This is a genomic window from Pseudotamlana agarivorans (assembly GCF_018860245.1).
GTDB classification, from domain to species: Bacteria; Bacteroidota; Bacteroidia; order Flavobacteriales; family Flavobacteriaceae; genus Pseudotamlana; species Pseudotamlana agarivorans_A.
Genome location: NZ_JAHKPD010000013.1, coordinates 96,125 through 110,879, shown reverse-complemented (window position 1 = coordinate 110,879; position 14,755 = coordinate 96,125). Strand labels below are relative to the sequence as shown.

At 37.6% G+C, this 14,755-nt stretch carries 8 protein-coding genes; all 8 read right to left on the bottom strand.

Annotated features, from left to right (window positions below; genetic code table 11):
* Window positions 1-25: 25 nt before the first annotated feature.
* The 8 genes from KO493_RS09260 to KO493_RS09225 all read right to left on the bottom strand — a co-directional run bounded on the left by KO493_RS09260 (window position 26) and on the right by KO493_RS09225 (window position 14,754).
* Window positions 26-1,870: an alpha-L-fucosidase gene (locus KO493_RS09260; RefSeq protein ID WP_216067675.1), complete on the bottom strand. Its 1,845-nt coding sequence runs from the start codon at window positions 1,868-1,870 to the stop codon at window positions 26-28.
* Window positions 1,871-1,880: 10 nt separating this feature from the next.
* Complete coding sequence (locus KO493_RS09255; RefSeq protein ID WP_216067674.1) at window positions 1,881-4,124, bottom strand: right-handed parallel beta-helix repeat-containing protein; 2,244 nt, start codon at window positions 4,122-4,124, stop codon at window positions 1,881-1,883.
* A gap of 22 nt (window positions 4,125-4,146) precedes the next feature.
* Window positions 4,147-5,772 (bottom strand): family 43 glycosylhydrolase, encoded by a 1,626-nt coding sequence (locus tag KO493_RS09250; RefSeq protein WP_216067673.1) that lies wholly within the window; start codon window positions 5,770-5,772, stop codon window positions 4,147-4,149.
* A gap of 15 nt (window positions 5,773-5,787) precedes the next feature.
* Window positions 5,788-6,915, bottom strand: a complete 1,128-nt coding sequence (locus KO493_RS09245) for an alpha-L-fucosidase (protein WP_216067672.1) — start codon at window positions 6,913-6,915, stop codon at window positions 5,788-5,790.
* 69 nt (window positions 6,916-6,984) lie between these two features.
* The gene (locus KO493_RS09240) at window positions 6,985-9,651 is read right to left on the bottom strand and encodes a glycoside hydrolase family 95 protein (RefSeq protein ID WP_216067671.1); all 2,667 of its coding nucleotides are present in this window, start codon (window positions 9,649-9,651) and stop codon (window positions 6,985-6,987) included.
* A 140-nt stretch (window positions 9,652-9,791) separates the two neighbouring features.
* Window positions 9,792-11,531, bottom strand: a complete 1,740-nt coding sequence (locus KO493_RS09235) for an alpha-L-fucosidase (RefSeq protein WP_216067670.1) — start codon at window positions 11,529-11,531, stop codon at window positions 9,792-9,794.
* 89 nt (window positions 11,532-11,620) lie between these two features.
* Window positions 11,621-12,358, bottom strand: coding sequence for a 3-keto-disaccharide hydrolase (locus KO493_RS09230; RefSeq protein ID WP_216067669.1), 738 nt, complete (start codon window positions 12,356-12,358; stop codon window positions 11,621-11,623).
* Window positions 12,352-14,754 (bottom strand): glycoside hydrolase family 95 protein, encoded by a 2,403-nt coding sequence (locus KO493_RS09225; protein ID WP_216067668.1) that lies wholly within the window; start codon window positions 14,752-14,754, stop codon window positions 12,352-12,354. The genes KO493_RS09230 and KO493_RS09225 overlap by 7 nt, the downstream gene beginning before the upstream one ends.
* Window position 14,755 lies beyond the last annotated feature (1 nt).

The window sequence follows — 14,755 nt, the reverse complement described above, 5'->3', positions numbered from 1 at the left end:
GCATCATTCATTCATAACTAATACTTCAATCTATTTTCATTGGGATTAATTGTATACTTATTACCTTCGGACTTAATTCTGTAAAATTAGCAGTAACCTCGGCTGAAAGTGTATGCATACCAGCATGATTAATGGTTACTGTTCCTAGAATGGATTGTACACACTTCATTTCGGTAGCCATTCTTTGATTATCCCAACGTTTGTCCTCTATAAGTTTATTTTCAACCGAGTGTCCAGCAACAGTTACTTTCATTTTACCTTTAGGATTCCAGTGTTCTTGGTCTTTAATACTGCAAATCACCGCTACTTTATATGTACCAGGATTCATAATTCTAAAATCCCAATGCAACGCATCGCCCATCTGATTTAACCCAACCGTCATACCTCTAGCAGGCATTACACCAACTCCCTTTTTTGGAACGGTAAAAAGCCTGTGACCTATTGGACGCCGTGGCTTATTTGAAACCAACACTTTATCATGTATAGTAGCTCTAAAAGCATCTAAAATAACGGTTCCATCTTGTTGCTGTATAAATGCTTGATCCACTACGGGAGTACCTTCTACAACCATTTTTATCACAGAAACATAGGAATTAGGGGCTTTTTTAGGAATTTCAATTTGTAGTTTACTTATACCAGCATCAGCATTAAAATACCTGCCAAAAAGGAGTGGTTCCCCGCTATCTAAAAGCGAAACATTTAAAACTTTATTAGATAAGCCGAATAAGTTGAAGTCACCATCCTTTGGCCAATTTGCAACACTTAAGTATAGAATGGTGTTAGTTTCCATTTGGCGTGTGGTCATGGACCCCCAGTTAAATTCATAGGGGTATGGACTTGCTTTAGTGCCATAAATGGCCTCTCCATTTTTTTGTAGCCATTCCCCAACTATTTCAAGTCGCGATTTAGATTCCTCTGGAATAACACCTTTAGCATCAGGTCCAACATTTAACAAATAATTACCGCCATTACCAACGATATCAATAAGTTTTTCAAGTATAAGCTTGGGCGATTTCCAATGATTATCTGTGGGATTATAATGCCAAGAATTATTCATAGTTTGAGCCGATTCAAAATCGACACCTATGTTTCCAGATGGCGCCATATTATCACCCATCGATAAATAATTCACATATTTCAACGCATCGTCATCTCCTAATCGACTGTTGGAAATGGCACCATAAGAATTTAATAAATCCACCATTTCTTGTTGGCCTAATAATCGTTTGCGGTTTGGGTTTCTAAATCCACTAGAACCATCAAACCAAAATAATTTAGGCTGATAATTTTCACATAATTCCTTTATTTGCCCATACATGTAGTCCATATATTTGGTGATATCTGCATCTTTATTGGGGTAAAAATGAAACCCCTTACGGTTGCTATATTTCGGGTCGTACTCCGGATGATGCCAATCGGCAATAGAATAGTAAAAACCAAGTTTTATATCTGCTGCCTTACAAGCCGCAGCTAGTTCTGCCAATATATCACGCTTAAAAGGCGTTTGATCTATAACATCCCAATCTGTTAATTTCGAATCCCATTTACAAAACCCATCATGGTGTTTGGTTGTAAAAACGATGTATTTCATTCCAGCATTTTTTGCAATGCCCACCCACTTATTGGCATCAAAATCTACAGGATTAAATGCCTTTACTGCTGCCTCATATTTTTGAGTTCTAGTTAAGTCACTATGTTGTAAATGTTCGGGAGTCTCTGCTCCAAAATGAATAAACATGCCAAACTTTGCATCTCTAAACCACCCCATAAGTGTGTCATTCGATCTTTGGGAGGTTGTTTTTTGAGCACTTAACAAACTAGTTGAAAGCAGTAATACTGAAAAAATAAAATATATAGCTCCTTTTTTCATAGTATTATGTTTACTTCTTCAACCCCATTTTTGAAACATCCAAAGGTTCTATTCCTAATTTTAAAGCGGGACTCTCTGGTTTAAAACCAAAGTTTCCACCTTGAGCATCTATAAACATGGGGTTCCCAAATAAGCTAGAGGTTTCTTTTCCAATGGCTCGCATTCTTTCAAAATGGGCATCCATCCAATGTGGGTTTGACGGATTGAAATACAAATTCGAATCTATATCGACATCTTCCAGGTTAGGCAAATTCGTTATCTGACCTTTTCGGGGTCTTTCATTATTGGCTATACCTCCATCTGGGTGAGACACAATAATATTATGATGCACTTTCGAGCCTGCTACAGGCACCCATTCATAACTTAAATATCCTGATTTTGGAACCACTCGAGGTGCGACAATAAAATTGTTTATGATATCATTAACCCCTTTTGAAGCTATTCCAGCACTAACCGCATAATTATTATATAATACATTACCATAAATTAGGGTTTCATGCTGATCGTCGTCGCAACGAATTGGAGCTGGCATAGAATGCTCTAAATTATCATGCAAATAATTGTAACGCACAATATTTCCCGTTCCTGCTCCAGACACGTAAATACAATTCCCATCAGAAAGCAATTCTACGGCATGTGTTATTTCATTATACTCAACAACATTATGTCGCGAATGATTGTATTTTTCACGTGCTTTCCAACTGGCGTAATCCTCTTTGGTATTCGCAATAATTTCTTTAGAAATTTCATGATGGCGTATGGTTCTTCCGCCTTCGCCATTTAATTTTCTATCTGGTTCAACACGATTCGTTATTAATACAGCGGCATAACCACTATTATGCAGAAAATTATTAGTAATATGATTATACCCACTTTGCCAAGCCCAAATACCAGGTGAATGCCAAGTAATTTCACTAAAATGATGAATATTATTATTTACGATACTATTATGATGGTTAACATCTTTGGTTCCCGGACCGTAACCAGCTAGTAATATTCCCGCTTCTCCAAGGTGTGCGAACTCACAATTTTCGACCCTATTTCGTTGGGCATATAAATCGAAACGTACTCCCGAGCCACCTGAATTTGTAAAAGTACAGTTGGTTACAATACAATTTTCTGCACCTCTAAAACGCAGCATAGCTGTAGGTTTATCAAACATGTCCCAATCGTGTTGCATACCCCAACCGAGTTGGTCTGCATCATCCGTCCAAGCACGTCTATCTGCATGCGAAAAAGTTATTCCATTAAAAGCAATACCATAAACAGGTTTATCGATAGCACCATCATAATCAATCATGCCTTCCACACGAATTAATTCATTAATTGTTGGAACAAGAATACCTATAGGAGCACCATTGGCATTGACATATTTAGGCCATAAATAAATTTTTCGAGTTGAAGAGTTAACCACCCATTCCCCTGGTTCGTCTAATGCGTCTATCGTATTTTCTATCCATGCCGAATTTCCATCTTTAGTATGTACCCAATGCGCTAATGGCCCAATTTGATAAGTCGCTGAAACGGCTGTTTTAGCCATCTTATTTTCTTCATCAACAGAATCTAGAGGCAACATATTAATCGCCCAAGCTCGACTGGGGCGCACTTGCAATTCTACATCTTTTAAATTATCCCAGTTTTTAAGTTTGCCTTCCGGGAAATATACTGTTCGTTTGTCGCCTTCTTGCGTTGGCACAAAACCTTCGGAACGCGCGCGATTTAAACGTTCGTTGGTGTCGTATAATGTATAAAAGGTGTCCATACCTTCGGGGATATCTGCCACCCAAACTTTTCCTTTTGCAGCAGCTGTTAAATCTTGTAATTCGCTTGAAACTAATTGCCACCCTTCAACAGGAATACCCGAACTTATCACTGGTTTTTCATCGCCATATGCTGAAAACGTTAAGTAGGCATCTGGTAATGTTCCAGCGCCTACTTTTTCAAAATCCTTACTTTTTTCTGGAACAACATTTCCATCTTCCAGACCTAAAACTAAAGTTTCATTAAGCAGATGACGTCCTTCTCGTATGTAAATCGTAGCTGGATTTGTGTTTCCTTTTTTACGCAGATCACGTACTTCTTCAACAGCTTTTAAAATTGTAGCAAAAGGCTTTGATAAACTACCGGCTGCAGTATCACTTCCTTCAACAGAAACATATATAGCTATTGGTTCTTCCTGTTTAGCACACCCTAAAGTGGCAACTAGAACAAATAAGCCTATCAAATTTCTTTTTATTTTAAAACTCAATTTCATCTTAAATCTGATTAAATTGAGTTTATTTCTCCTTTAGGACCACGTTGTCCCAATAGGCATGTCCATAAAAATCTTCAGTAGTTGTGCAACGTAAATTCACGCTTTTAAGGGCACCACTGTTAAATGTTTCCTTGAATTTCACCCATTCACCTGAATTTGTTTTAGCATCCAATTCAATCTTGAAACTGGCATCTAAATTACCAGTAGTATCAAATACCACTTTTCCTTTTGTTCCAGGTTTAGCTTTAAGCATAACACTTATTTCATAATTTGTGTTTGGCTTTAACGTTACTTTTTGAATAATATCTTTTGGCGCACCTTTTCCTTCATATTGAAGCGAATAATATCCTGCACCCGTATCATCTACTCCACTTGTACATTGTACCGATTTACTATTCCAATATTTAACCAATTTTTGTGTTGTAATCTCAAAAGATGGATTTTTCACTAAGTTGTTTGAAGTCACTTTAGAAATTTTAATAGAAGTGATTACATTATCACAGCCAATTTCATTTAGATTAATTCTATCTTCTTTAAAAGTCCAAGATTTCCCTTTAAAGTTATCTTTCTCAAAACATTCCACTAAATAACCTTTTGGAACTTGAATAGAAGATATGGCGTTTGCCGAAATACGCTTCTTTTTTAAATCCGATTTCGTATATGCACCCACTGGTAAAGTCCCAAACATTTTATTAAAATTAATGTCGTTGTGGAAGGTTGGTAATGCAACACCTTGTGACTTCTTCACCATTTGAATGGTACCATCTTCATTAAAATTAATAGGATCAAAACATACGGAACGATTCGTTTCTATACCTCCTGACAATTCTCCTGTATGATAAAAGATATACCATTGCCCTTTAAATTCGACCATCGAACCATGCATGGTTATAATACTATTGTGCGTCATGATTGCCCCCTTAGGCTCCCATGGTCCCAGCGGACTTTCACCTATAGAATACTGCATTTCATTATACGGTTTTTTATGATCTGGATATATCATATAGTATTTTCCCTTGCGTTTAAAAACAAAAGGGCCTTCACGATGTTCGTCAACCCCTTTTTGGTGCACCATCTCACCCTCAATTTCCATCATATTATCTTTAAGTTTAGCCGCATAACATTTGGCATCCACTACGGCATATAGGTAAACTTGACCATCGTCATCTATGAAAACATTGGGATCACAAAATGTCTTTCCGCCTTTAACTATACCTTGGAGTTTAAATCCTGAAGCTGGCTTTTTACTCGTTGCAACTCCAAGTTCCCACACCATTTTTTTATTCTTATGCGGAAAGAAATAATAGTAGGTACCATCTTTGTACACACAATCGGGCGCCCACATTAGACCGCCTTTATCGGTACCCCAATCCACATCTCTAGAATGCAGAAATTCGCCGTGATCTTTCCAGGTTATCATATCATCTGTAGAAAAGATGTGATACCCGTCCATAGTTTGATAGCCTCTGGAAGGGGCTACATCTGTGGAAGGGTAAAGGTATAAACGGCCGTCGTCCCAAACACGCGCTGTTGCATCGGCAGTAAACATATGACTGACTATTGGGTTCGAACGACGGTTTTGAGATTGCACTTGTAATACTGGTAATAATACAAGAATCGCTAATAGAAATTTCAATGGATTTTTCATTTGTTTTTAGTTTAATTAATGTGTTAGGCGTTTTCCAACTTCTTTTAAAGTTATAATATCATCTGGAAAAACAGAACCGTTTGGTAGCGGTCCAATATTTAGTAATAAATTGGCTTTCATTTTTTTGGTATGATCTAACATTTCCATTACCTCATCTGGTGTTTTATGTCCCACATCGTTATCACGATCGTAGCCCCAAGCATACGGTTGCATGGTGTTACAAATCTCTAATGGCACATCAGATTCGCCTGTAAAATGACGCTCTGGCGCTTTGAAATCTTCGGTTCCTAGTACACCTTGTTTGTACGATACTAAAACTTGCGGTTGTAGTGCATGAATATGATCGTATAATTCTTGAATTTTTAATTCATCAACTTTTTCAGGCGTCGAATTCGGTACTGCTCTTCCATCTAACCAAATGCCTGCAACTGGACCATAATTAGTGAGTAGTTCGGTCATTTGATTTTTCATGTACTCCACATATAATTGTAGATCATGTTCTTCCCCATACTTATAGGATTCCTCTCTAGGATTATAATTTGGTTTCGGATTCCCACCCCACTCTTCTCTATTTGGAGAATGTGGATGTTTCCAATCGCGCCCGTGTGAATAATAGAAGAAAATCCCCAAGCCTTTTTTCTGACATTGTTCGGCTAATTCTGCTACCAAATCACGCTTAGCAGCACTGTTTGTACTTTTAAAATCGGTGTATTCTGTATCGAATAAGCAAAAGCCATCATGATGCCTCGTGGTGATATTGATGTATTTCATACCAGCATCAACTGCCAAATCGGTAATAAAATCTGCATCAAAATTTTCAGCAGTGAATTTATCTGCTAGTTTAGCATATGCGTCGGGTCTAATTAATGCGCGTAGTTGTACCCATTCAGCAGGTTTAGAATGTACATCTCCCCAATAGCCTTCAGTTAAACTAAAGAGTCCATAATGGATAAACATACCAAATTTGGCTTCTTCAAACCATTTTAGTGCTGCCGCTCTTGGGTTTTCAGAATAAGCTTCTTCATAACCTTTAAGATAGCTTGGTATTTCATTTTTACTTTGCTTTTGACAACTAGTTATACCAACTAACAGGATTAACATCCCTACCAATATGCTGCTTATATTAATTATTCTTTTCATCATTATTTTTATATTCTGATTTCATTTTACGTTGCTCTTGTATTAATAATCCTTTACAATGCATATTTTATTCTATGGCTGTAACCAAATACCAGTAGCTCCACTAGTACTCTCACGACCATCTTTTCCAACCGCCGTAATCTTGAAAGTCATTTGATCAATTTGTTTCAAGTCTGAAGCCTTACATATAAAATGAGTTTCCTTAACGTCGGAAGCTAACAATTCGTAATCTGGTGCATTGCCTACAGCACGATATATTGTGTATGATTTAGCTTCGTTACTCCCGTTCCAAGAAAGTTTAATGGTTTTATTATTTAGGTTGGTATCAAACTTCAAATTAGAAAGCGCAGTTAAAGCAACGACTTTCGGAATATGGGTCATGATATAAGTTTCACCTGCTTTAGATTGGATACTGATTTGATCGGTACCGTTCTTTTGAAATTTCACTTTTTTACCTTCCGACGTTTTAATTCTCGCTTCTGAAACCTTAGGATACCTCAACACAAGGGTACCACCTGATTTTGAAAACACCTCTAACTTATCCGCATGACCACTTGACCATTGTGCTGACACTTCAAAATTCCCACGCGCCAACAAACCTGTGTAGCTTCCCGAAGACCATGATTTTGGTAGGGCTGTAAGTGGGGCAATAACATAATCTTGACTTTGCATTAGCATTTCGGCAACCCCTGCAGTCGCACCATAATTAGCATCGGCTTGAAATAAAGGGTCGCCACGGTGGTCGTTAAACAAGTTATGTAAATAGTTTTCACTTAATAATTCTTTATAATAAGAATACGCCTCTTCCCCATCGTGTACACGCGCCCACATGGCAATACGCTCTGCACGTGCCCAACCGATATTGGTTTTATGATCTCGCTTTTGTAAACTCACTTTGGCAGCATCTAACCAAGCTGGTGTATTATCATTAATCAATTGCCCTGGGTATAACCCTAGTAACATGGAAGCATGACGGTGATTAGGATCTCCAATATCATCGAAAAATTCCTCCTGACGAAACTCTTGAATTTGTCCTGACTTCCCTACTTGAATTGGATCTAGTAAAGGCAATTGCTTTTCAAAAATTGGTAAACGTTTACCAGATTGCCCTAAAATTTCAGCACTCTTCATGGTGTTATGATGGTTTTCATAAAACATCTGCTGATCGAAGGTTGTACCAATCGTATTTCGTAGTTTTTGTTCCGGACTTGAAGATGGTTTCGCTAAAAGAGCACCATCGATTTCTTGTACAAAACGGGATACAAAATTTGCCTGATCGTAAAGTACCGGATAAACCGTTTTTTCTAAAAGGTTTTCGTCTTGCGTAAAGTCGTAATAATCCCAAAACAATAAGGAAATCCATGATCCTGTACCAAAACCAGCAACAGGCGATTTCTTCGGCACATTATACGGATTGCTCCAAAATGGTCCTGACCAACCATTATCGCCATTTGAATCAAGTTCAGAAGGGTTAAATTCTTTAATATACTGTGTTGCATATACACGTTGTCTAGCTTCAAAAGCCTTAAAATAATCGGCATAACAGGCAAACAATTCCGATAAATTGGTAGAAAACACAGGCGCATACGCCATTTGTAAATTCGTATCGTGTAGGTACTGAGAAGACCATGGTGGTCTTTCATAAAGATTCCAAATACCTTGTAAATGCGGTGGTAATGTCCCTTTTCTTGAAGAACAAATCAACATATAGCGCCCGTATTGAAACGCAAGTTCTTCTAGGTATAAACTTGTTTCCTTTGATGGATATGTATCAATGATTTTATTAGTAGGCATCGATGGTTCGATAGCACCTAAATCGAAATTCACACGATTATACAATGCTTTATAATCCGTTTGATGGTTTGCTAATAAAGTTTCAAAAGATTTAGCTGAAGCTTCTTTTATATAATTAGTGACCTTCTTATGTGGACCATCAAACCCGTCTAATTTTTTAGCAGGATCTTCGGTTAGAAAAACTTTAGGATCCAACTGATAATTGGTTCCAACGGCTATTAGAATTACGGCTTGATTTGCTTCTGAAACTTTAATTGTCCCACCCTTTGTTGACTGCATTTTTCCTCCTTCAGGAATCACTTTAAATTGCCCTTCAAATTTGATATTGAAATGATGCATCAAACCAGAAAGGGTGACTATATCATCTTTAGCCGTTACAGTTCCCGACTTTCCTTCTCCTATAAAAGGAATTGTAGGGCGCAGCGTGAATGCTAATTTTCCTTTTTTAGAGGCAGTCAATCGAATCGCCATCACTTTGTCCGGGTAACTCGTAATGTATTCTCGTTTGTACGTTACACCATCTTGCTCATATTCTACGAAAGCGGTTCCTTCATCTAAATTTAATTCGCGCTTGTAGTTTTTTGGCGATTTATGTCCGAAATCCATATAAACTTCAGCAAAGTTATTTAAACCTCTACGTCGCAGTCCACGATCGTTATCGCGTTCATATAAACTATTCTCTGTAATCTGAATACGCTCCGTTTCCGTTCCTCCGAATACGTTAATTCCCATATAACCATTTCCCATAGGGATGGAGCTATTAATCCAGCCTTTATCAGTATCTGGAGCTGGGGCATTATACCACAATCGCAGTGTTTTTTTAGCTGATATAGATTTCGTAGCCTCAACCTTATTGCGTTTCTCAGAATAGTCTTTAACCGATACTACAGCATCACCGCCTACCTGAGCACTCACAAAAATGGTAGCATTGAATATAAATACCATTAATAACCTTTGAGTCCAATAATTCCTTCTCGTTTTATTTTTCATAGTTTATTTGTTCACTTAAATTTTGTACTATTTTAATCATCTTACTTCCAATCCATTTTAACCTCTCTTTTATCTGTTGCAGGTTTAATGCCTATTTATTTATTAATAGGAATTAGTTCCACACCATAAAGTCTAGGCTTCGCTACATTAAAATTAGAGCTAACCTCTAATGTGAGTTTATATGTGCCAGAATTATCAATTTTCACAGTTCCTAAGCTAGAATATGACTTCATTGATTTAGGCATGGCTATTGACTTCATACGCTTGCTTTCTATTAATAGATTTTCCACAGACTGCCCTGCTACATTTGCCTTCATTTTACCATCAGACTCCCATTTTTTATTTTTAGGCACATGCGTAACAACTGCCACGTCATAACTACCCGGCTTATATATTTTGAAATCCCAGCTTAGCGCTTGCCCCTTAGTGTGGAAGCCTGAAACGGTAATTTCTCTGCTTGGCATAATCCCTTCATTCGGCTTCTTATACATTTGATAATCCCACGCACCCGTATAATTATCAGCAAGCAGTGGCCGTCTATCTGCCACAGTAAACATTTTCATATCTATTGCTTTGGTTGGTTTGCCAGGCACAAATTCTAAATCATGAATAGAGGCATTATACGCATCCAATAACACCTTGCCATCTGTAAGTTGTAAATGATTCTGATTCATTTTAGATTTACCTGATATTTGCAGTTTTATCACTGTAACATGGGCATCAGGCTGATTTCTTGGTATATCGAGTGTCAGGATTTTTTGACCGGATGCGGCATCGAATTTTGATTCAAATCTTAACTTTTCTCCAGTAGCTAGAAGTGATGCATTAAGCACTTTATTTTCTAATCCAAACAAAGTGAATTCTCCAGTATCCGGCCATTCAAGTACATTCAGATAAAGGTTGGTGTTCCCTGCTTCCTCACGCTGAGCGATTGACCCCCAACTTATTTGATAAGGATAAGGTCCTGCCTTGGTTCCGTAAATTGATTCTTCATTTTTACTAATCCAGTCTCCAACTTCCTTAAGTCTTGCTTCCGTTTTTGCAGGAATGACCCCATGGCTATCTGGCCCAATATTTAGGAGTAAATTCCCGCCATTTCCTGTAGCATTAATAAGTCGTTCTAAAATTTCTTCTACCGATTTCAACGTCTCATCGTAAGAGCGAAAATGCCATGATTCACCCAATTCTACAGCCGATTCCCAGTGTACCCCAAGATTTATTTCGGGAGCCATGTTATCATTCATGGTTAGGTAATCAACAAATTTTAATGCGTCATCATCGCCAAGTCTACTGTTAGAAAGTGTTCCAAAAGAGTGCAGCATATCAACCATGTCTTGTTGACGAAGTAATTTTTTTTGATCAGGGTGTCTGAACCTACGAGAAGCATCAAACCAAATAAGGATAGGCTCGTGTATTTCGCATAGTTCATTGATTACCTTATGTAGGTACTCGACATAAGGTTCAATTTCGCCCATAACATTAGGTTCATTATACAACGGGTTACCAGGATCCGCGATTGCATAATATGCTCCCATGCGCAAGCCTTCTTTCTTGCATGATTCTACCAATTCCTTTAAATAAGGTTGCCTAAAAAGTGTAACATCTGTAACATCTCTATTTGATACTTTCGAATCCCACATTTGGATGTAAGAAGATTGATGTGTGGTAGGCACCATGTATTTCATGCCAGCCTGTTTGGCTATACGTACCCATTCATCGGTATCTAGATTGTCTGGATTCCAATTGGTATGGTCTCTTCTATCCACATCAAAATGAATAAACATTCCAAATTTCGCATCCTTATACCAAGCTAAAGTACTGTCAGCTTTGGTCATTGGCGATTGTGAAAAGGCTAAAGTATTACTATATAAAAAGTATAGTGCAAAAAATAGAACTAGTCTCAATATGTTTATGTGTTTCCTTTTCACTTGTTTGGATTTAAAGTTCGAACAACTAAATTACGATAAGCCACTTGCATAACCGAACCATCATGAATTTGAAAGCCAATGCTTCCTTTTCGAGACCCTTTCGGATCCGTATCCACAAAGTCTAAAATTTTCACCGCGTTCATCCAATATTCTATGCGGTTACCTCGTGCTCGAATGGTTAATCGGTTCCAATCGTCCGCTTTATATAATTCGTTAATTAATTTTTGATCTGGAAATACGCGCAACTTAGGTCTGGCATACCAATCACCAAGTGTGCCACGCATGTTCTTTTTACCAGGGTGATGATAACCAGCATCAAATTCGTAACCCGAAGCCGCTACATAAGTTTTATTGCCTTTCTTTTGAATAAAATTTATGGGATGCATACGAAAATATAAGCCCGTGTTTCTCCCTTTATCTCCCGTTAATTTCATTTCACAGGTGAATTCAAAGTCAGAAAATTGTTGTTTCGTATAAATCCATTCAGGGGCAAACAATACTTTTCCTCCTGTATTTCCAATGATCGTTTTATCTACCAGCGACCAGTGTTTTGAAGGCACTTTCCAATCCGCTAATGTTCCGGTTTCAAGTAAATCAATACTATTTTTACCTTTCATATTTGGCTCGATGGCTTCATTTATATTTTGAGACCAAGAAGCCACTGGCATCACCCAAATAATAAGGAACGCCACAAATGTGGTAGCATTAAACAAGTTTTGGCTTTGTTTTACCATCTTAATTGCATTTTTTGTCCAGGAGAAAGTATTACGGTTTGTTCTTTATTTTTATATTTCACCGTAGTCTCACCACCTTTTTTTGAATACACACTCGACGCAATTAATTGTCCGTTTTTCCAGTCCATAGAAACTTCAAAACCACCACGAGCACACAGCCCTTTAACAGATCCTTCTTCCCAAACATCAGGTAAGGCTGGCAATAATTGAATACTTCCTTCATGCGATTGTAATAACATTTCTATCACACCAGCAGCACCTCCAAAATTCCCATCAATTTGAAATGGTGGATGGGCATCCAATAAATTCGGGTAAGTTCCGCCACCTTTACTATAGTTTGTATATAAACCTGAAGGCTCCACGTAATGTAACAAGGTTCGGTACATTTTATAGGCGTGATTACCATCTTTTAACCTTGCCCATAAATTGATGCGCCAGCCTTTAGACCAGCCTGTAGATTCATCGCCTTTGATTTCCAATGCTTTTTTACAGGCTTCGGCCAATGTTGGGGTTAATTCTGGGGTAATGTGATTTCCGGGGTGTAAACCAAATAGATGTGATTGGTGGCGATGTTGTGGTTTAGCATCTTCCCAATCGTGATACCATTCTTGTAAATTTCCTTTTTTCCCTATTTGGTAAGGATGCATGTTTTCTAAAGCGGCTTCTAATTCCGATCTAAATTTCGCATCAATATCTAGCGTTTTGGAAGCTTCAATAAGTTGTAAAAAGCTCTCTCTAATCATCGCCAAATCTGCAGTTCCTCCATACAAAGTAGCACCTTTGTATCCTTCATTTGTTACATAGGTATTCTCTGGTGAGGTGGCCGGAGAAGTGACTAACTTCCCTTTACTATCTTCTACCATCCAGTTTAAACAGAATTCAGCAGAACCCTTCATTAAGGGATATGCTTTGTTCTTAAGAAAATCTTTGTCTTTTGTAAATTGATAATGTTCCCAAAGATGAGTGACCAACCATGGCCCACTCATGTTCCAAGTTGCCCATTGTGTTCTTCCTTTACCAAAATCCCCTACAGGATTTGTCATGGCCCATATATCAGAATTATGACAAGAAGCCCATCCTTTATCAACACCATAAAAGGTTTTTGCAGTAACCTTACCCGTCTTAGCGAGGTTTTCTATAAAAGTTAATAATGGGGTATGCAATTCGGAAAGATTAGCAGTTTCTGCCAACCAATAATTTTCCTCTACATTAATATTCATGGTATAATTGCTACACCAAGGAGGTTGTACATAAGAATTCCAAATACCTTGAAGAGTTGCAGGCACATTTTTTGTTCTGGAACTTGAAATCAATAAATAGCGCCCATATTGAAAATACAATACTTCTAGATTTTTATCTTCTGCCCCTTTATAATACCTCTTCAAGCGCTCATCTGTTGGCAGGTTTGGAGCTTTTGTTTTCCCTAAATGTAATGCCACACGACCAAAAAGGTTCTGGTAATCGATGAGATGCTTTTCTTTTATTTTATCAAAGCCATGATTAATAGCCGTAGACAGTTGCTCTTCTGCTATGGTTTTATTGTTTAATCCCTCTTTAACGGGATCTTTGTCGAAACCATTAAAACTTGTTGCTATCGAAACATAAAGGGTTGCATCGGTAGCTCCATTCACGGTTAGCGTACTATCGGTAAAAGTTACATTTCCATCTTTATTTTCTATTTTTAAATAAGAAGAAAAACGGGTACCACGATTATTATCAAAACGCACAGGATCTTTTACATTCTTTTGAATGGTATGTGCTACATGGTATGGTGCATAGCCGTCGGCTTTTAAAATATTATTTTCAACACGTGTATTATATTTAAGTAAACTATTGAATTTCACACTAAAATTAAGCGCTTCTTTTTTATCTGCTGAAAGTTTAACCACCATGATTTGATCGGGATGCGACACCAAATATTCACGAGAAAAATTCACCCCATCCACTTGATAATTTACTTTTGAAATGGCTTTACTAATATCCAATTCCCTGAAATAATTTTTGGCCGTACCACTGTGTTTAAAATCAATAAATAAAGTTCCTAAAGGCGCAAAGGATTGCGAATATTTTCCTTGTACGTTTCTATTTAATTCATCGGCCAACTTGTAATCTTCATTTGCTAGGGCTTCTCTTACCTTAGGGATAAATTTATAAGCATCCGGATTCATGTTTGGGTCGACTGGCTCCCCAGACCATAAGGTCGCATCATTTAAATAAATTTGATCGGATAAAACACCTCCAAATATTGAGGCGCCCATTTTACCATTTCCCATAACAAGACTTTCCTCAAAATAAGTTGCGGGATTATCAAACCATAGTTTAGTTTCAGATTGTGCCCTTGCCAATTGCAAAGTCCCAACAAATAAAATAAATAAGAAGCATTTTGTGTTTTTCATA

Bases quoted from the DNA above. Each gene is read 5' to 3' on its own strand.
- KO493_RS09235 (WP_216067670.1), bottom strand. From the start codon at position 11,531: ATGACCAAAGCTGACAGTACTTTAGCTTGGTATAAGGATGCGAAATTT.
- KO493_RS09260 (WP_216067675.1), bottom strand. From the start codon at position 1,870: ATGAAAAAAGGAGCTATATATTTTATTTTTTCAGTATTACTGCTTTCA.
- KO493_RS09240 (WP_216067671.1), bottom strand. From the start codon at position 9,651: ATGGTATTTATATTCAATGCTACCATTTTTGTGAGTGCTCAGGTAGGC.
- KO493_RS09245 (WP_216067672.1), bottom strand. From the start codon at position 6,915: ATGATGAAAAGAATAATTAATATAAGCAGCATATTGGTAGGGATGTTA.
- KO493_RS09225 (WP_216067668.1), bottom strand. From the start codon at position 14,754: ATGAAAAACACAAAATGCTTCTTATTTATTTTATTTGTTGGGACTTTG.
- KO493_RS09230 (WP_216067669.1), bottom strand. From the start codon at position 12,358: ATGGTAAAACAAAGCCAAAACTTGTTTAATGCTACCACATTTGTGGCG.
- KO493_RS09255 (WP_216067674.1), bottom strand. From the start codon at position 4,124: ATGAAATTGAGTTTTAAAATAAAAAGAAATTTGATAGGCTTATTTGTT.
- KO493_RS09250 (WP_216067673.1), bottom strand. From the start codon at position 5,772: ATGAAAAATCCATTGAAATTTCTATTAGCGATTCTTGTATTATTACCA.